Source organism: Nonomuraea sp. NPDC050790 (assembly GCF_044456745.1).
GTDB lineage: Bacteria > Actinomycetota > Actinomycetes > Streptosporangiales > Streptosporangiaceae > Nonomuraea.
On record NZ_JBITGF010000002.1, the window covers coordinates 1,063,174 to 1,080,561 of the forward strand.

General features: G+C 71.5%; 18 protein-coding genes. 14 read left to right on the top strand and 4 right to left on the bottom strand.

Annotated features, from left to right (window positions below):
- The first annotated feature begins 4 nt into the window (after positions 1 to 4).
- The 7 genes from frdA to ACIBEJ_RS13310 all read left to right on the top strand — a co-directional run bounded on the left by frdA (position 5) and on the right by ACIBEJ_RS13310 (position 7,005).
- A complete protein-coding gene (gene frdA, locus ACIBEJ_RS13280) occupies positions 5 to 1,738 on the top strand; it encodes a fumarate reductase (quinol) flavoprotein subunit (protein WP_397182918.1) in 1,734 nt (577 codons plus the stop codon).
- Positions 1,731 to 2,492 (top strand): succinate dehydrogenase iron-sulfur subunit, encoded by a 762-nt coding sequence (gene sdhB, locus ACIBEJ_RS13285; RefSeq protein ID WP_397182919.1) that lies wholly within the window; start codon positions 1,731 to 1,733, stop codon positions 2,490 to 2,492. Before frdA ends, sdhB begins: the two co-directional genes overlap by 8 nt.
- Positions 2,489 to 2,866 (top strand): hypothetical protein, encoded by a 378-nt coding sequence (locus ACIBEJ_RS13290; protein ID WP_397182920.1) that lies wholly within the window; start codon positions 2,489 to 2,491, stop codon positions 2,864 to 2,866. The genes sdhB and ACIBEJ_RS13290 overlap by 4 nt, the downstream gene beginning before the upstream one ends.
- Positions 2,863 to 3,210, top strand: coding sequence for a fumarate reductase subunit FrdD (gene frdD, locus ACIBEJ_RS13295; RefSeq protein WP_397182921.1), 348 nt, complete (start codon positions 2,863 to 2,865; stop codon positions 3,208 to 3,210). Before ACIBEJ_RS13290 ends, frdD begins: the two co-directional genes overlap by 4 nt.
- Positions 3,211 to 3,283: 73 nt before the next feature.
- On the top strand, positions 3,284 to 5,215 hold the full coding sequence (locus ACIBEJ_RS13300; protein ID WP_397182922.1) for an immune inhibitor A domain-containing protein: 1,932 nt from the start codon (positions 3,284 to 3,286) through the stop codon (positions 5,213 to 5,215).
- A 69-nt stretch (positions 5,216 to 5,284) separates the two neighbouring features.
- Entirely contained in the window at positions 5,285 to 6,028 is a 744-nt protein-coding gene (locus tag ACIBEJ_RS13305; protein ID WP_397183259.1) for a hypothetical protein, read from the top strand.
- Positions 6,029 to 6,066: 38 nt separating this feature from the next.
- A complete protein-coding gene (locus ACIBEJ_RS13310; RefSeq protein ID WP_397182923.1) occupies positions 6,067 to 7,005 on the top strand; it encodes a diacylglycerol/lipid kinase family protein in 939 nt (312 codons plus the stop codon).
- Here ACIBEJ_RS13310 and ACIBEJ_RS13315 read toward each other — a convergent pair.
- Genes ACIBEJ_RS13315 through ACIBEJ_RS13330 form a run of 4 tightly spaced genes read right to left on the bottom strand, consistent with a single transcriptional unit; the run spans position 6,928 to position 13,267 of the window.
- Entirely contained in the window at positions 6,928 to 7,890 is a 963-nt protein-coding gene (locus ACIBEJ_RS13315; protein ID WP_397182924.1) for a phosphotransferase, read from the bottom strand. The two genes, ACIBEJ_RS13310 and ACIBEJ_RS13315, sit on opposite strands and share 78 nt — an antisense overlap.
- A 9-nt stretch (positions 7,891 to 7,899) precedes the next feature.
- On the bottom strand, positions 7,900 to 9,132 hold the full coding sequence (locus tag ACIBEJ_RS13320) for an MFS transporter (protein WP_397182925.1): 1,233 nt from the start codon (positions 9,130 to 9,132) through the stop codon (positions 7,900 to 7,902).
- A 38-nt stretch (positions 9,133 to 9,170) separates the two neighbouring features.
- Entirely contained in the window at positions 9,171 to 9,980 is an 810-nt protein-coding gene (locus tag ACIBEJ_RS13325) for an SWIM zinc finger family protein (protein WP_397182926.1), read from the bottom strand.
- A 2-nt stretch (positions 9,981 to 9,982) separates the two neighbouring features.
- Entirely contained in the window at positions 9,983 to 13,267 is a 3,285-nt protein-coding gene (locus ACIBEJ_RS13330) for an SNF2-related protein (RefSeq protein ID WP_397182927.1), read from the bottom strand.
- Between the two features lie 152 nt (positions 13,268 to 13,419).
- On the opposite strand from ACIBEJ_RS13330, the gene ACIBEJ_RS13335 reads away from it, so the two are divergent.
- The 7 genes from ACIBEJ_RS13335 (at position 13,420) to ACIBEJ_RS13365 (ending at position 17,346) form a co-directional block, all read left to right on the top strand.
- Positions 13,420 to 13,581 (top strand): hypothetical protein, encoded by a 162-nt coding sequence (locus tag ACIBEJ_RS13335; protein ID WP_397182928.1) that lies wholly within the window; start codon positions 13,420 to 13,422, stop codon positions 13,579 to 13,581.
- Between the two features lie 84 nt (positions 13,582 to 13,665).
- Positions 13,666 to 13,989: a hypothetical protein gene (locus ACIBEJ_RS13340; RefSeq protein ID WP_397182929.1), complete on the top strand. Its 324-nt coding sequence runs from the start codon at positions 13,666 to 13,668 to the stop codon at positions 13,987 to 13,989.
- A 236-nt stretch (positions 13,990 to 14,225) separates the two neighbouring features.
- A complete protein-coding gene (locus tag ACIBEJ_RS13345) occupies positions 14,226 to 14,543 on the top strand; it encodes a hypothetical protein (protein WP_397182930.1) in 318 nt (105 codons plus the stop codon).
- 45 nt (positions 14,544 to 14,588) lie between these two features.
- Complete coding sequence (locus tag ACIBEJ_RS13350; RefSeq protein WP_397182931.1) at positions 14,589 to 15,014, top strand: protease inhibitor I42 family protein; 426 nt, start codon at positions 14,589 to 14,591, stop codon at positions 15,012 to 15,014.
- 51 nt (positions 15,015 to 15,065) lie between these two features.
- Positions 15,066 to 15,773, top strand: a complete 708-nt coding sequence (locus ACIBEJ_RS13355; RefSeq protein WP_397182932.1) for a DUF1838 family protein — start codon at positions 15,066 to 15,068, stop codon at positions 15,771 to 15,773.
- Positions 15,770 to 16,189 carry an HIT family protein gene (locus ACIBEJ_RS13360; RefSeq protein ID WP_397182933.1) on the top strand — a complete coding sequence of 140 codons (420 nt, stop codon included), beginning with the start codon at positions 15,770 to 15,772 and terminating at the stop codon, positions 16,187 to 16,189. The genes ACIBEJ_RS13355 and ACIBEJ_RS13360 overlap by 4 nt, the downstream gene beginning before the upstream one ends.
- Positions 16,168 to 17,346 carry a sensor histidine kinase gene (locus ACIBEJ_RS13365; protein ID WP_397182934.1) on the top strand — a complete coding sequence of 393 codons (1,179 nt, stop codon included), beginning with the start codon at positions 16,168 to 16,170 and terminating at the stop codon, positions 17,344 to 17,346. The genes ACIBEJ_RS13360 and ACIBEJ_RS13365 overlap by 22 nt, the downstream gene beginning before the upstream one ends.
- The last annotated feature ends 42 nt before the right edge of the window (positions 17,347 to 17,388 follow it).

Consider the following 17,388-nt stretch of genomic DNA (forward strand, 5'->3'; position numbering starts at 1 on the left):
GCCCATGATCGATGTGCTCATCGTCGGAGGGGGCGGCGCCGGACTGCGGGCGGCCATCGCGGTCGCCGAGGCCGATCCGGAGCTGAGCGTGGCGGTCGTGTCGAAGGTGTATCCGATGCGCAGCCACACCGTCTCGGCCGAGGGCGGGGCCGCCGGGGTGATCGCGGCAGGCGACACCCTGGACGAGCACTGCTACGACACCGTCTCCGGCGGTGACTGGCTCTGCGACCAGGACGCCGTCGAGGCCTTCGTGGCCGAGGCGCCCAGGGAGCTGATCCAGCTTGAGCACTGGGGCTGCCCCTGGAGCAGGGAGGGCGACGGCCGGGTCGCGGTGCGGCCCTTCGGCGGGATGAAGCGCGAGCGCACCTGGTACGCCGCCGACAAGACCGGCTTCCACCTGCTCCACACCCTGTTCCAGACCACGATGAAGTACGGGGAGATCCGGCGCTACGACGAGTGGTACGTGACCCGGCTGATCGTCGACGACGGCCGCGTCCACGGCGTCGTGGCCGTCGAGATCAGGACCGGGCGCATCGAGACCATCGCCGCCCGCACCGTCATCCTGGCCACCGGCGGCTGCGGCCGGGTCTTCCCCTTCACCACCAACGCCGCCATCAAGACCGGTGACGGCATGGCCCTGGCCTACCGGGCCGGGGCGCCGCTGAAGGACATGGAGTTCATCCAGTACCACCCGACGGGCCTGCCGTTCACCGGCATCCTCATCACCGAGGCGGCGCGCGCCGAGGGCGGCTGGCTGATCAACAAGGACGGCTACCGCTACCTCCAGGACTACGACCTGGGCAAGCCGACGGAGAAGCCCAAGCTGCGCAGCATGGAACTGGGCCCGCGCGACCGCCTGTCGCAGGCGTTCGTCCACGAGCAGCGGCGCGGGCGCACCGTCGAGACGCCCTACGGCCCGGTCGTCTACCTGGACCTGCGCCACCTGGGCGAGCGCAAGATCGACTCCAGGATCCCGTTCGTGCGAGAGCTGTGCCGCAGCTACCAGAACCTCGACCCGGCCACCGACCTCATCCCGGTCCGGCCGGTCGTGCACTACGTGATGGGCGGCGTCCACACCGACCTGAACGGCGCCACCCCGATCGCCGGACTGTACGCGGCGGGCGAGACCGCCTGCGTCAGCATCAACGGCGCCAACCGGCTCGGCTCCAACTCGCTGCCCGAGATCCTCGTCTTCGGCAGAAGAGCCGGTACGGCGGCCGCCGCCTTCGCCCGCGAGCACCGGCAGGCGGAGCCGCCCGCCGTACGCGCGCAGGGGGAGGACGAGCGACGGCGGCTGGAGCGCGCGCGGGAGGGCCACCACGGCGGCGACCGCATCGCGGACCTGCGCGAGCGGATGCAGCACACGCTGGAGGGCGCGGCCGGGATCTACCGCACCGGCCCCGAGCTGGCCAAGGCCGTGGACACGCTGGCCGAGCTGCGCGAGCGGGCGGACGAGGCGCGCATGGACGACCCCAGCCTCGCCTTCAACACCGATCTGATCAACCTCCAGGAGCTGCACACGATGCTGGACGTGGCGCAGACGATCGCGGCCTGCGCGCTCAACCGGCGCGAGTCGCGCGGCGCCCACCAGCGCACCGACTACGAGGCGCGCGACGACCGGGAGTTCCTGGCGCACTCGCTGGTCCACCGCGCACCCGACGGCACGCCGTCCGTCGGCCTGCTACCCGTGACGATCACCCGCTGGCCACCCGGCGAAAGGGTCTATGGCCGTGACTGAGGCTAAGCATCAGGAAGCCGTTCAGGCCACTACGCGCACGATCACGCTCGAAGTCGCCCGCTACCGGCCCGAGCGGGACGACGCGCCGGTGCTGGAGAGCTTCGAGGTGCCGCTCATGGACGACTGGGCGGTGCTCGACGGGCTCAACTACGTCAAGGACCGGCTCGACGGCACCCTGTCGTTCCGCTGGTCGTGCCGGATGGGCATCTGCGGCTCGTGCGGCATGAACGTCAACGGCGAGCCCCGGCTGACCTGCGGCACGTTCTTCACCGAGTTCGGCGACGGCCCGATCAGGATCGAGCCGCTCAAGGGCTTCCCGGTCATCCGCGACCTGGTGGTGGAGGTCGACGACTTCCTGGACAAGCTGCGGCACGTGCGGCCCTGGCTGATCAGGGAGGGCGAGGAGCTGCCGCTGACGACCGAGCACGCCCAGACACCGGCGCAACTGGAGGCGTACAAGCAGTACTCGATGTGCATCAACTGCATGCTCTGCTACTCGGCCTGCCCGGTCTACGTGCTCGACCCCGACTTCCTCGGCCCCGCCGCGATCGCGCTGGCCCAGCGTTACGAGCTCGACTCGCGCGACATGGGCGACCGCTTCGACATGCTCAACCTGGACGAGGCGGTGTGGGGGTGCACGTTCGTCGGCGAATGCACCCGGGTCTGCCCCAAGCACGTCGATCCGGCCGAGGCGATCCAGCGCTACAAGGTCACGGCCGCGGTGCGGTCCATCCTCCCCTGGAGCAGGCGATGACGACGGCGTACCGGCCGCCGCGCGACCCCGCGTGGTTCCTGCGCAACCGGAACTACACGGTGTTCGTGGCGCGCGAGCTGACCAGCGTGTTCGTGGCGTGGGCGATCGTCTTCCTGATGATCGTGATCGACGCCGTCCTGAACGGCGGCGACCCGGCCGCCTTCGCCGGGCAGCCGTGGGTGATCGCGCTCAACGTGGTCGCGCTGGCCGCCACGGTCTTCCACTCGGTCACGTTCCTGAACCTGGCCCCCACCGCCACCGTCGTCAGGCTGGACGGCTACCGCCTGCCCGCCTGGATGATCCAGGGCGGCAACCACTCCGCCTGGCTGCTGGTCTCGGCGGTCCTCGCCTACTTCGTGCTGAGGACGCCATGAGCGGGCGGCGCACGCTCTCGCCCTACCTGTGGCTGCTGTTCAGCGGCGGGGGAGTGGTGGCCGCGCTCACGCTGCCGGTGCTGGTGCTGCTGTTCGGGGTGCTCATGCCGCTCGGCGTGCTCGACTGGCCGTCCACGGCCCACCTGGCCGCGATCCTGGACCCCGTCCCGGTCCGGCTGGCCCTGGTGGCCGTCGTCGTCCTGTGCCTGTTCCACGCGGCGCACCGGATCCGGCACACCAGCGAGGAGCTCCTGGACGTGGCCAGGTTCGACCTGTTCATCGCGCTCGTCTGCTACGGCGGCGCCATTGCGGGCGGCACCCTTGCCGTACTTCTGCTGTTCTGAAATACCCGGCTAATCCATCACATTTCAACAAAGGGCTTTACGATTACTTGACCTTGGGCTTAGCGTCCGCTTTGTGCCAAGCAGACGCTACTTAGCCACAGTCCCCGCGCTCACCCTCATCGCCACGGGACTCGCCGTCGCCCCCGCGGACGCCTCTATCGCGAGGTACGTCCCGAGCGCGGCCGACTACTACATCAACTACGCCCCGCCCCGGGCGGAGAAGACTCCCGAGGAGCCGCCGGCGCCGGGAACGCCCGCCGCCCGCCGCCTCTCGCCGGCGGAGAAGATCGACCAGAAGTTCACCAGCGGCAACCCGGCCGCCGGCCGCGTCCTGGCCGCCCGGGAGAACGAGGCCATCAGAACCGGCCGCAACCCCGCCGACTGGATCTTCAAGAAGTCCAAGCAGACCAAGACGGCCAAGCTGCTCACCCTGCTCGTGGAGTTCAACGAGAACGCCAACGACGACTTCTCCGGCTTCAACCGCCTGCGCACCCCCGACAGCGGCCCCGAGGACTGCGTCGTGGAGCCTCCGGGCACCAAGATGAACGGACCGCTCCACAACAACATCCCGGACCCGGCGAGCCTGCTCCAGAAGGACAACAACTCCTTCTGGGTCCCCGACTTCAGCCCCGCGCACTTCAACAAGATGCTCTACACCGACAAGGGCATCACCGAGCGCGTGCGCAAGGACCTGAAGGACCCGCGCGACGGCAAGCCCGGCATCGACATCTCCGGCTACACCATGAAGAAGATGTACGAGGAGATGTCCAAGGGCGCCTACTCCGTCACCGGCTCCGCCGTCGGCTGGATCAAGGCCCCGCACTCCGAGGCGTGGTACGGCGCGGCCGCCTGCGGAGGCGCTCCCCAGGACATGTCCGGCCACCCGGACAACCCGCTCGGCGCCGGCCAGCTCGCCATCGACGCGATCAACGTCCTGGCGCAGACGCAGCCCGGCTTCAACTGGGCCGAGTACGACCAGGAGGACATCTCCGACGCCGACGGTGACGGCAACTTCGCCGAGCCCGACGGCGTGATCGACCACCTGGTGCTGGTCCACGCCGGCAAGGACAAGTCCTCCGACGGCGGCAAGGAGGGCACCTACGCGATCTGGGCGCACTCCAGCGCGGTCGCCGGCGGCTACCAGATCCCCGGCACCGACAAGAAGATCTCGAACTACATCGTGCAGCCCGAGGACTCCGGCGTCGGCGTCTTCGCCCACGAGTACGGCCACGACCTCGGCCTGCCCGACCTGTACGACACCAGCGGCTCGGGCAGCTCCGCCGTCGACTTCTGGGACCTGATGTCCAGCGGCTCGCACTCCGGCCCGATCTTCCAGTCGATGCCGACGCACATGGGCCTGTGGGACAAGTGGGTCCTCGGCTGGGCCAACCCCAAGACGCTCAACCCCGGTGACGCGAGCAAGCTCGTCACCGTCGGCCAGTCCTCGCGCACGCCCAAGCTCACCGCCGACGGCGTCCGCGTCAACCTGGCCAGCCAGCCGCTGAAGATGATCGACGCCCACAGCGGCACCAACGCCTGGTGGTCCGGCATGGACCAGGAGTGGGCCAACGTCAAGGTCACCCGCGACGTGCAGGTGCCCGCCGGAAGCGACCTGCGCTTCTGGATGTGGAACAACTACGAGATCGAGGCCGACTGGGACTACGGCTTCGTCGAGGTCTCCACCGACGGCGGCAACACCTGGACCCAGCAGAAGGTCTACGACGAGGCCGGCCAGGAGGTCACCACCCCGGACGACTACCCGGACCCGAACAAGAACCTCAAGACCTTCGGCAACAAGAAGTACGGCCTCACCGGCAACACCGACGGCTGGCGGCACGACTACGTCAACCTGACCCCGTTCGCCGGCCAGACCATCAAGCTGCGCCTGGCCTACAACACCGACGCCGCCTCCACCCCGCGCGGCTGGCACGCCGACGACTTCCAGCTCACCAACGGCGGCACGGCCGTCTGGAGCGACGACGTCGAGGGCGGCGAGAACGGCTGAAAGGCCACCGGCGGCACGTTCACCAACACCAGCGGCCAGGGCTGGACCATCAACAACGGCTCGCGCGAGATCTCCCGCTTCTACCTCGCCGAGTGGCGTAACTTCGACGGCTTCGACAAGGGCCTGCAGTACGCCTACGACACCACCTACTCGCGCGACGGCGCCTGGAAGGTGCAGAAGGTCAAGTACAACGCGCCCGGCCTGCTGGTCTGGCTCCGCGACTCGACCTACACCAACAACGTGATCATCCCGAACCTGGAGACCCTGCCCAGCATCGGCGCCAAGGGCAGCCTGCTGGTCGTGGACTCCCACTACGAGCCGCTGCGCCGTAGCGGGACCGCGGCCGAGAAGGACCCGAGCCGCAACAAGAACCTGGAAGGCCGCTCCCAGACCTCCAACGCGGCGTTCTCCTTCAACAGGACCTACCCGTTCAAGGAGTGCCTGGAGGCGCCGGACGAGCCGTTCAGCGAGTACTGCTCGGACATCGCCGCGCAGAAGGGCGTGCCGCACTTCACCGACGCGAAGACCTGGTACCCGGGCTTCGAGCTGCAGAACGGCTCGCTGTTCTACCGGGACTTCGACGCCTCGGCGGTCATCCCGTCCAAGGGCGACCAGCAGTACAGCACGCGCGTCGTCAACTTCGACGGCAGCCCCGCCCCCGAGCTGTACGGGACCGACATGGGCCACGGCCACAAGCTCGGCACCGGCAACCCGGGTGACGAGGGCAAGGCGCTGGGCGTCCAGTTCAGGCTGGTCAGCCCCCTGCCCGGCAACCTCGGAGCCATCATCCAGGTCGTCGCGCCCAAGAAGTGATCGTAGGGGCCGCTCCGGCGGCCCTACGATGAGGGACCATGACGGACCTGAGGACCAAGGCGGAGCACACCGCGGCCATCCGGCGGGAGCGCCGGGTGGCCGTGGTGATCAACACACGCTCGCGCCGCGGTCGCCGCCACTACTTCGAGGCGCTCGACCTCATCCACGGGCTGGGCTTCGAACCGCTCGCCGAGTTCTCCGTGCTCAAGCCCAAGAGGCTGCGCGAGCACCTCGACAGGGCGCTGGCCACCAAACCCGACCTGCTGATCGTCGGGGGCGGTGACGGCACCCTGTCGTCGGCCGTGCGCCACATCGCCCACCGCGACGTGGCGCTCGGCGTGCTCCCGCTCGGCACCACCAACAACTTCGCCCGCAGCCTCGGCCTGCCGCTCGACCTGGCCGGCGCGATCAACGTCTTCGCCACCGGCAAGGTCGCCGACATCGACCTCGGCATGGCCGACGACCGCCCGTTCGCGAACCTGGCCAGCTTCGGCGTCTCCGTCGAGGTCGCCGGCACGGTCAAGCCGTGGCTCAAGCGCATCATCGGCCGCCCCGCCTACCCGCTGACCGCGCTCACGATCCTGCCCGGCCACCGGCCGTTCCGCGCGTTCATCACCGTCGACGGCAAGCGCCACGAACTGCTCACCCACCAGCTCAACATCGCCAACGGCCGCTTCCACGGCGGCTGGCAGGTGGCCAAGGACATCAGCATCGACAACGGCCTGCTGGTCGCCTACCAGCTCGGCTCCGGCAAGAAGCTCAGGCTGCTCGGCGAGACGCTGGCGCGGGCGGCCACCGGCCGCTGGCGCAGCATGGCGGGCGGGCCGTTCGTGACCGGCCGCGAGATGCTGCTGGAGACCGAGCCGCCCATGGCCGCCGACGTCGACGGCGAGGTGCGCCTACGCACCCCCATCAGGCTGCGCGTGGTGCCCAACGGGGTGCGCGTGATGGTCCCGGAGACCTTCGAGGACCGCTGAGATCCGCTCCAGCGTGAGCGGGCGCGTCAGCATCACCTCCAGGCGGGCGCGCGAGCGCGCCCGGTTCTCCGCGCCTTCCGCGGGATCGGCCGCCCGCCGCGCGTAGAACTCCAGCAGATGCCCCTGTACGGCCACGCGCATCGAGAAGTCCTCCGGCCCGGTCACCCGCGCCGGCCCGCCCGCGGCCACGTAGGCGCGGTAGACCTCGGGGTCGCGGGCCACGATCGCGGCCAGCTCCCACGCCGGGACGGCGGGGCCGCAGTTCTCCCAGTCCAGGACCGTGACCCGGCCCGCGGCCGACACGCGCAGGTTCTCCTCGTTGAGGTCGCGGTGGCAGGTCGTGACCCTGGCCGGGTCCGGCGGCACGACGACGGCCTCCACCGCGACCAGGTCGTCCAGCCAGGCGCGCAGCGCGTCCTCCCACTCCTGGCCCCGCGAGATTTCGGCGACCCCGGCCCAGCCCTGCGGGCCCAGCGGGTCGGCGAACCAGGCCGGCACCGGTCCGCGGGCGGCGTGCCGTACCCGATGGACGTCCGCGGTCGCGGCGCCGAGCTGGGCTGCGGTGATCTCGCCGGGGGCGAGATCGGCCCACTCATAGACCCGCAGGTCGTACGGCCGCGCCCGCAGGATCACCCGGCCGCGGCGGTCCAGGACCGGTGCGGGCAGCTCCACGCCGGCCGCGGCGGCGGCACGCTGGAAGGCCACGTCGGCCGCGGCGTCGGGCTCGGCCACCTCGATGAGCGACTCCTTGACCGCCCACGAGCCTCGGCCGGTGTCCACGCGCCAGATGCGGCCCAGCTCGCCGCGGGCCGCGTAGACGGGCGCCGCCGTCACCTCGCCCAGCTCGTACTCGCGCGCGACGCGCTCGGCCGTCTCGATCAGCATGTGCCGACGCTACGGCACCCCGCGGATCCGCCACACCAGCAGCGCGCCCGCGACGCCGACCACGGCCGTGACCGTGTAGAGCGCCGGGTAGCCGCCGAGCTGCGTGACCAGCGGCGCGGCCAGCACCGGCGCGAGCACCTGCGGCCCCGCCGAGGCCAGGTTGAGCACGCCGAGGTCCTTGCCCCGGTCGAGGTCGGTGGGCAGCACCTGGGTCAGCAGCGCCTGGTCCACGGCCAGGAACGCGCCGCTGCCCGCGCCCAGGATCACCGCCGCCACGATCACCGTCGGCCACGACGTGGTGAAGGCCAGCAGCACCGCCGCCGAGGCGGTCAGCAGCGCCGCCGCGCTCACGACCGGGCGCCGCCTGCCCAGCCGGTCGGACAGCCAGCCGGACAGCAGCGTCGGGCCGATGCCGGCCACCGTGGAGACCGCCAGCAGGATGAGCACGCCCTCGTCCACGCCGTGCCCGGGGAAGAGCCGCTCGTAGCCGATCGCGTCGCGCAGGTAGTAGAGCAGGTAGCCGGTGCCCATCGAGATCGACAGGTTCAGCAGGAAACGGGTCACCCAGGCCCACGCGAAGTCGGGGTGGCGGCGCGGGCTCACCCAGAGCGTCCGCCAGTCGAAGCGCTGCCTGACCGCGTCCGGCACCGGGCCCTCACCGGTCGCGAACGCGAACGGCAGCACCGTCACCAGCAGCAGCGCCGCCATCGCCAGATAGGACGGCAGCACTCCGGTGACCACCAGCGCCACCACCAGGCCGCCCAGCAGCGGTCCCGCGGCCTGCGCCGCCCCGGCCACCGCCAGCACCCGCCCGCGCTGCCACTCCGGCACCTGGTCCGGCACCACCGCGACCGTCGAGGCGTAGGCTGCGTTGAACGTGAGCTGCACCAGGCTCCAGCCGATCGTCATGCCCAGCACCGACTGCTGTGTGCCGAGCAGCACCAGGGCCGCGGCGCCGGTCAGCGCGCCGAACAGGATCCACGGGCGGCGCCTGCCGTAGCGGCCCCGGGTGCGGTCCGACAGCGCGCCGAACGCCACGTTCGACACCATCGACACCGCCGCGCCCACGGCGAACACCACCGCGAGCGACGCCTCCTTGTTCGCGTCGTCCACCATCACCATGTGCTGGGGGAGCACGATCTGGATCAGCGTGAACCAGCCCATCATCAGCCCGAGCTGGGCCAGGGAGAGCCGCGCCGTCCAACCGCCGGAGACCTTTGCCGTTAACGCCGGTGAGCTCACGAGGAGTCCTCCGCGGTTCGGGGGGAGAGGGCCTCATATTAGGACTCGTCGGCCGGTGCCTCAAGATCTGCGGCCATGCCGATGTACGCGGGTCCGAGCTGGTGCGCCAGCCCCTCGGGCGGGGGGAACAACCGCAGCAGCAGATCGGGCGCCGCCGAGGCCCGCCACTCCGGCCGCCGCACGCTCGCGCCCGCCGCGTAGAAGTCCGCCAGCCGCTCGGCGAACGGCACGTCCGCCACCGCCAGCGGGTCGCCGCGCGCCGCGCCCTCCTCGGCCAGCGACCCCAGCAGCCGCTCCTTGGTACGGCCCCGCCACGCCAGCACCAGGAACGGGTCGTCGTCGAACGACTCGGCCAGCAGGTAGAGCACCGCCGACAGGTGCTTGCAGGGAAAACCCCAGTCCGGGCAGGAGCACTCCATGTCCAGGTCGCGCGGGAACAGGTCGACGCCCATCGCCGCGAAGACCTCCTCGATCTCCGGCGGCATCTCCCCGGCCAGCAGCTTGGCCCGGTGCACCGCCTGCCCGGCGATCGCCTCCTCCAGCTCGGCCCACAGCGCCTCGGCGTACACCTCGACCCTGACCGCCACCTCGTACGGGTCCGGGCGGGAACCCTGCACCCTGGCGCTCACCAGCCCCGGGGACAGCTCCAGGGAGAGCACCTGGCCCTTGCGCGCGTACGCCCGCCCGCGCGCGAGCCGGCCCTTGTCGCACACCCGCTCCAGGATGTCGATGAACCGGCGCGACCACCACGACGAGCCGATCGTGCCGCGCTGGGTGCGGGCCCTGAGGCCGCCCTCGACCGCGATCGGCCTGCCGCCGTCGTACCATCCGTCCCTGCCGACCGGCATGCTCAGCCCACCGCCTCGGCGCCCAGGCGGAAGACCTCGCGCAGCTCCTGCGAGGACAGGTCGGTGAGCCAGTCCTCGCCGGTGCCGACCACCCGCTCGGCCAGCGCCTTCTTGCGCTCGATCATCTCGTCCACGCGCTCTTCGAGGGTGCCCGCGCAGATCAGCTTGCGCACCTGGACGTTCTTGCGCTGGCCGATGCGGAACGCCCGGTCGGTGGCCTGGTCCTCCACCGCCGGGTTCCACCAGCGGTCCACGTGGATGACGTGGTTGGCGGCGGTCAGGTTGAGCCCGACCCCGGCCGCCTTCAGCGAGAGCAGGAACACCATGGGCTCCGGGTCGTCCTGGAAACGTGCGACGAGCCGGTCGCGCGCCTTCTTGGGCAGGCCGCCGTGCAGCCAGAGCACCGGGCGGTCCAGCCGGGCGGCCAGGTAGGGCTGCAGCATCGTGCCGAACTCCGCGTACTGCGTGAAGACCAGCGCCTTCTCGCCCTCCGCGACGATCTCCTCGGTCAGCTCCTCCAGCCTGGCCAGCTTGCCCGAGCGTCCCGGCAGCCGCGAGCCGTCCTTCAGCAGATGGGCCGGGTGGTTGCAGACCTGCTTGAGCTTGGCCATGGCCGCCAGCACCAGCCCGCGCCGCTCGATGCCCTCACTGCCGTCGATCTTGCCCATCATGTCGTCGACCACCGCCTGGTAGAGCGAGGCCTGCTCCGGGGTGAGCGAGCACCACTCCTTGACCTCCACCTTCTCCGGCAGGTCGGTGATGATGGACCGGTCGGTCTTGAGGCGGCGCAGCACGAACGGGCCGGTGGCGCGCTTGAGCGCGAGCGTGGCCTGCTCGTCCTGGCGGGCCTCGATCGGCTCCTGATAGCGGGACCTGAACCTGGACCGCGTGCCCAGCAGGCCCGGGTTGCAGAACTCCATGATCGACCAGAGCTCGGCCAGGTGGTTCTCCACCGGCGTGCCGGTCAGCGCCAGGCGGGTGCGGGTGGGGATCGCCCGCACCGCGCGGGCCTGCAGGGTGCCGCTGTTCTTGATCGCCTGGGCCTCGTCGCAGACGACGCGCTGCCAGGTGAACTCCTTCAGCGTCTCCAGGTCGCGCTGGGCGGTGCCGTACGTGGTGATCACCAGGTCGGCGCCGTCGACCAGCGTCGCGTCGCGCCCGCCGCCGTGGTGCACGTAGACCTTCAGCCCGGGCGCGAACCTGGCCGCCTCCCGCTGCCAGTTGCCCACCAGCGACATCGGGCACACGAGCAGGGTCGGCGGCGGCATCTGCCCGGCCCGCTCCCGCTCGTGGGCCAGGAGCGCCAGCGTGGTGATGGTCTTGCCCAGGCCCATGTCGTCGGCCAGCACGCCGCCCAGCCCCAGCTCCGACAGGAAGCTCAGCCAGGCCAGGCCGCGTTCCTGGTAGGGGCGCAGGGTCGCGTCGATCCCCGCCGGGGTGGTCAGCGGGGTCAGCCGCCGCTCGGCCTGGCCCGACAGCAGGTCGCCGAGGACGCCGTCGGCGTCGATCTCCAGCAGGGGCAGCTCGTCGTCCTCGCCCTGCACCACGTGCCGCAGGATCTCGGCCGCGCTCAGCTCGCCGTCCCTGCGTCCCTCGACCGCCCGCAGGGCCGCCTTGAGCTGCCGCTCGTCCAGCTCCACCCACTGGCCGCGCACCCGCACCAGCGGCACCTTGAGCCTGGCCAGCTCCGCCAGCTCGGCCTCGCTGATGCTCTCGTCGCCCACGGCCAGGTCGATGCGGAAGTCGACCAGCTCCCGCAACCCGAACCCCTGCCCGGTCGCCGCCTTCTGGCTCTTCGTCCGGGTGGTCAGCTTCAGCCCCAGCTTGGCCCGGCCGGCCCAGCGCGGCAGTTGTACCCCGAACCCGGCCGCCTGCAGGAGCGGTGCGGCCTGCCGCAGAAAGGCGAACGCGCCCGCGGTGTCGAGCACGAGCTCCTTGGGTTCGGCCACCCTGAGGGCGGGGTCGAGCTCGGGATACAGGCGCACCGCCCTGCCCAGGCCGGCCAGGAACTCACGCTCGGGCTTGGCCGGCAGACCGGGCAACGGCTCACCCCGCCAGATCTGGTCAGCGGGGACGTACAGGCTCGGATCATCCACCGCCTGCAACGCCAGCTCCACCCGCCACCCGTCCCGGGCCCGCCCGACCTGGCCCGCCACCCCCACGACCGGCTCCCCGGCCGCCCGGTCTCCGGACATCCCCTCGTGCCCGCCCAGCCCGGAGCCGTCCGCAGATCGCTCGTGCCCGCCCAGCCCGGAGTCGTCCCCGGATTGCTCGTGCCCGCCCGGCCCGGAGCCGTCCCCGGATCGCCCGGCCTCGTCCCAGGTGCCAGCGACGCCGGCCGCGAGGTGCCCGAGGCTGTCCGTGACGTTCCCGATGCCGTCCGCGGAGAGGCCGTCGTCCATCGGCGGTTCGACCAGGCGGAAGCTGACACGCGCCGAGCTGTCGGCGGCGGCCACGGTGTCGTACCACTCGGTCAACGCCTCGCGCAGCTCCGGCACGTCGGGGCAGGCGGCGCCGGGCCCGGTCAGGGCGGCCAGCCAGCGGTCCCTGAGCGTGCGCGGCCTGGCCACCAGCGGCTCGGGGAGCCGGGCCCTGACGTGAGCGTCGGCGAAGTGGTCGAGCGCCGCACGCAACACCCCCGCCGACCCCCGCTCCACAGCTCCGGTACGGCACGCGGGCGGCATGGCCAGCGCCAGCTCCCGGAAGCGCACCGCATCCTGCCCGGTCAGCACCACCCGCCACCGAGCCCGCGCAGTCTCCTGCGGGATCGCCCACATGGCCAGCCCGTCATCCACCGCTGCGCCCCCGGCCAGGCCGCCTCTTGCCGCATCGTCCGGGATCGTGTCGCCCAGGGAAGGCGTGTCCGTGTGGTCGGGGGCGACGAGCTGGGGAAGGACCCGGCCGCGCCGTACGAGATCGTGGGCCAGGTCTGTCACGGCGCTCCAGAAGCGCACCGTCGCCCCGCCGGAGCCGAGCAGGCGGAGGGAGTGTCCGGCGTCCGGCACCACGACCGGCACCCGCCAGACCCGCGCCCGGGGCCGCACGCCGTCGCCCAGCAGCCCGGTCTCCGGTGACGGGATCGGCGCGGCGGCCGAGCCCGGCAGCACCATCTCCATCACCGTCCGGACGGCGTCGGTCAGCCCGAGGTGCGCCGTCAGCTCCCCATGCCCGGCGGCGAACGGGTGCGGCCGTGGCCAGGCGCCACGCGAGGCGGTGCCGACCGCTTCCGTGTCCTCCGCCCAGAAGGCGAGCCCGCCGCCCGCCCACACCCCATGCACCACAAGCACCCCGGCAGGCTACCGCCGCCCACCGACAGTACGCCGCCCGAACCGGCCGCCCACCGCTACCCGCGAACCGTCCCCGTCAGGACGAGCCGCTGGGTGCACAGATCTTCGCGCGAGGCTCGCGGCTGCCGTGGGGGGCGGCGTAAGGTGGTGGTATGAGCGGATCCTGGTGCGAACGCCCCAAACCGCAGACGCCGCCGTGCGAGCTGCCCTCGCCGTTCTCCGTGCCGGACAAGCCGGACGCCTGGTGCGAGGTGCCCAAGTCCTCGGAGGCCGCGGCGGTCGTCGGATTCCTGCTCAGGCTCGCCCGTCGCTGACCACATCGTGGCCGATGCTTTGCCGTTGATCTCGACCCGTACGGTTAGAACGACGGATGAGAGCACCACGGGAAGGCAGGGCCGATGCAGGAGCATGAGGAGTACGTCGAGGGAGTGACCGCGGGGTACGTCGGCGCGCACGAGGCGGTCGTCGGCTCGCCGGTCGACTCGACCTCGGTCAACGTGCCCCAGACCAGGGCCGGTGCGGCGGAGAACGCCGAGGAGGCCGAGGAGGAGCGCGGGTCCCACGGCGTGTTCGTCGCCGCGGACCACAACCACGGCGGCGACGTCACGGACGTTCGCGGGGACGCGGAGCTCACCGCGCTGCACGAGCGCGCCGAGCACGACGACCCGCTCATCGCGGCCCGGGACGCCATGCGCGAGGACCTGCGCGGGAAACAGCCGTGATAGAGCGCCCGCAGGCTGGGTAGGCGCCTTCCTCATCGGAGGAGGCGACAGTCCTCAGGGGCGACCCTGGAGTGGCTGTTCGGCGCGGTGGGGACGCACGTCCCGCCGTGCCCGTGCTCCTGTCGCCGGGCCCCGGCGCCGTCCGTGTGGGCGGTTGTGGGCGTGGTGGCAGGGTCGAGGTACTGGCCCCCCGAAGCCGATGTGACGACGCGGAACGAGAGACAAAGGCAGGCGACGTGATGGCGACGGCGAAGGACAAGGCGGGCGAGATGGCCGACACGGCCAAGGACAAGGCGGGCGAGGTCGCCGCCGCGGCCAGGGACACCGCCGCGGTGGCCAAGGAGAAGGCCGGCGAGGTGGCCGCGACGGCCAAGGACAAGGCGGGGGAGATGGCGGGCGCCGCCAAGGACACGGCCGCCGTCGCGTCGGACAAGGCCGGGGAGCTGGCCGACGCCGCCGCCACGGAGGCGAAGAAGCGCCCGGTCCTGGTGCTGGCCGCCGTCGGCACCATCGTCGCCCTCGTCGTGCGCCGCCTGCTCAAGCGCAAGCGCTGAAAGGCGCCGCCGTACCTGTGAGGGGGAGGCGATACGCTGCGGCAGGTGAACAGGACATTGGCCGCGGCGGTCCTCGTGACCGTCGCGGTGGCGGGGTGTGGCGCGGGTTCGGCGGTCAACGACTACGGGACCGTGGTGAAGGGCGCCAAGGGGCAGACGACCCAGGTCGAGGTGGGCCAGGGCGACCGGTTCTCGCTGGCCGTGTCCGACAACCCGTCCGTCGGCGACAGCTGGTCGCTGGTCGAGGTGCCGGACGCGAAGGTGGCCTCGTTCATCAGCGAGGAGCACGAGAGCGACGGCGAGGCCCCCGGCAGCGGCGGCACCGGATACTTCGTGTTCAACGCCAAGCGTCCGGGCACGACCGAGGTCAAGCTGTTCAACTGCTGGCGCTGCGGCGCGGAGAAGACGCCCACGGCCCCGGACAGCGTCAAGGACTCCGGCACCGCGATCTTCACCATCACCGTCAAGTGATCACGACAGACTGTCTTGAAACCTGGCGTGTGGTCGGAGAGGCTTCACCTCATGGATTTCCTTCGGGTGCGCGCCTCGACTGACGGCGCCGAGACGATCTCGTGGTGGACCGGCGACGTGTACGGCTGGCAGGACGACGACGGCCCGCACCACCTGTTCGGGTTCGAGGGGCTCAACGTGGCCCGCGTCGTCGAGGCCGACGGCGCCTGGCAACTGCTGACCCGCGAGGCCGCCGCCTACCTCGACCCGAAGTCCCGGGAGATCCTGAAGACCTGGGACAACCCGTTCACCGGCCGGCAGGTCGAGGTCCAGCACGTCTTCAACGACCCGGTCAACCAGCGTATGGGCGCCTACCCGGTCCCGACGACGCGGATCGGCGACCAGGTCGTCTTCAACGTCGACATCCGCCTCGCCTACCCCTCGCCCCTCAAAGTCGCGGAGTTTCCGGAGAACTCGGCCAGCGACACCTACCGCGCCCTCGAACTCTTCCAGTTCTTCGCCAAGGCCGAGGACGTCGACGGCGACAGCCAGAATGTGCCCAGCTTCTTCTCCTGGAGCCGCGTCTCGCCGTGGCTGCCCTGGATGGCGATGGCCCAGCGCCCCGGCGGCCTCGTCTACCACGTCAGGGGCGGCAAGGTCCCGCAGGCGCCGGAGCGGCTGGCCGCGCACGTCGGCGAGCACTTCCTGCACGCCCCCCGGGAGTGGGGCGGCCCCAACGTGAGTAGCTGGTCGGCTTTCGCGGCTAAAGTCGGCAGGTGAGCACCGACCTGTTCTGCGAGATCATCGCGGGAGAACGGCCCGCCTTCACGGTCTTCTCCGACGAGGTGGCCGTCGCCTTCCTCGACACGAGGCCGGTCTTCAAGGGGCACGTCCTGGTGGTGCCGCGCCGCCACGTCGAGACGCTGGCCGACCTCACCGACGTCGGCCCGTTCTTCGAACGCGTCCAGGCGGGCGCCCGCGCGGTCGAGGACGGCCTGCAGGCGGCGGGCACGTTCGTCGCGATGAACAACCGGATCAGCCAGAGCGTGCCCCACCTGCACGTGCACATCGTGCCGCGGCAGAAGAAGGACGGGCTGCGCGGCTTCTTCTGGCCGCGCACCAAGTACGCCGACGACGCCGAGGCCGAGTCCTACGCCGAGCTGATCAGGAAGTCATGGAACTCGCCGTCGGCCTGATCCTGGCGGTGGTGCTGGTCGGCGTCCCGGCCGTGGTGCTGTGGCGGGTGCTGCGCGGCCGCCGCGAGCTGGGGACGGGCCCGGCCGAGCGGGCCACGTTCGAGACGCTGCACACCGCCTCGCTGGCCGCGCCGCCGCTGCGGACCGGGCTGACCGAGGAGGGCACGCAGCGGGCCTCGCGCCACCTGCGCGAGCTGCTCGGCTCCCCGGCGCTGGCGATCACGGACGGCGAGCGGCTGCTCGTGTACGACGGCGCCGGTGACCACCACGCCGCCGACGCCCTGGACCACGCGGCGGCGACGCTGCGCGACGGCCGTACCCAGGTGCTGTCGATCGAGTGCGAGCTGCTCGAATGCCCGATCAGGCACGCCGTCGTGGTTCCGCTGACCACCGACGAGCGCATCGTCGGCTCCCTGACCGCCTACGGCCCGCACGCCTCGGCGGGGCTGGTGCGCGCGGCGCAGGAGACGGCGAGCTGGGTCGACTCGCAACTGGAGCTGGCCGAGCTCGACCGCTCCCGCACCCGGCTGATGGAGGCCGAGGTACGGGCGCTGCGCGCGCAGATCTCCCCGCACTTCATCTACAACTCGCTGACCACGATCGCCTCGTTCGTCCGCACCGACCCGGAGCGCGCCCGCGAGCTGCTGCTGGAGTTCGCCGACTTCACCCGCTACTCCTTCCGTCGCCACGGCGACTTCACCACGCTGGCCGAGGAGCTGCGCTCCATCGACCGCTACCTGATCCTGGAGCGGGCCCGCTTCGGCGACCAGCTCCAGGTCACGCTGCGCATCGCGCCGGAGGTGCTGCCGGTGGCGGTGCCGTTCCTGTGCCTGCAGCCGCTGGTGGAGAACGCGGTACGGCACGGCCTGGAGAGCAAGAACGGCGTCGGCCGGATCACGATCGTCGCCGAGGACGCCGGCGCCGACTGCCGGATCAGCGTCGAGGACGACGGCCTCGGCATGGACCCCGACCGGCTCAGGCTCATCCTGGCCGGGGAGGTGGTGAGCGCGGGCGGCGTGGGCCTGGCCAACGTCGACGAGCGCCTGCGCCAGGTCTACGGTGATGAGTACGGCCTGGTCGTGGAGACCGGCAAGGGCGCCGGGACCAAGGTCAACGTGCGCGTGCCGAAGTACCATCCGGGGGTATCGGCCCGCTAGAGACCTGTGACCTGGGCGTGACGGGCTTGACGCCTCTTGTCG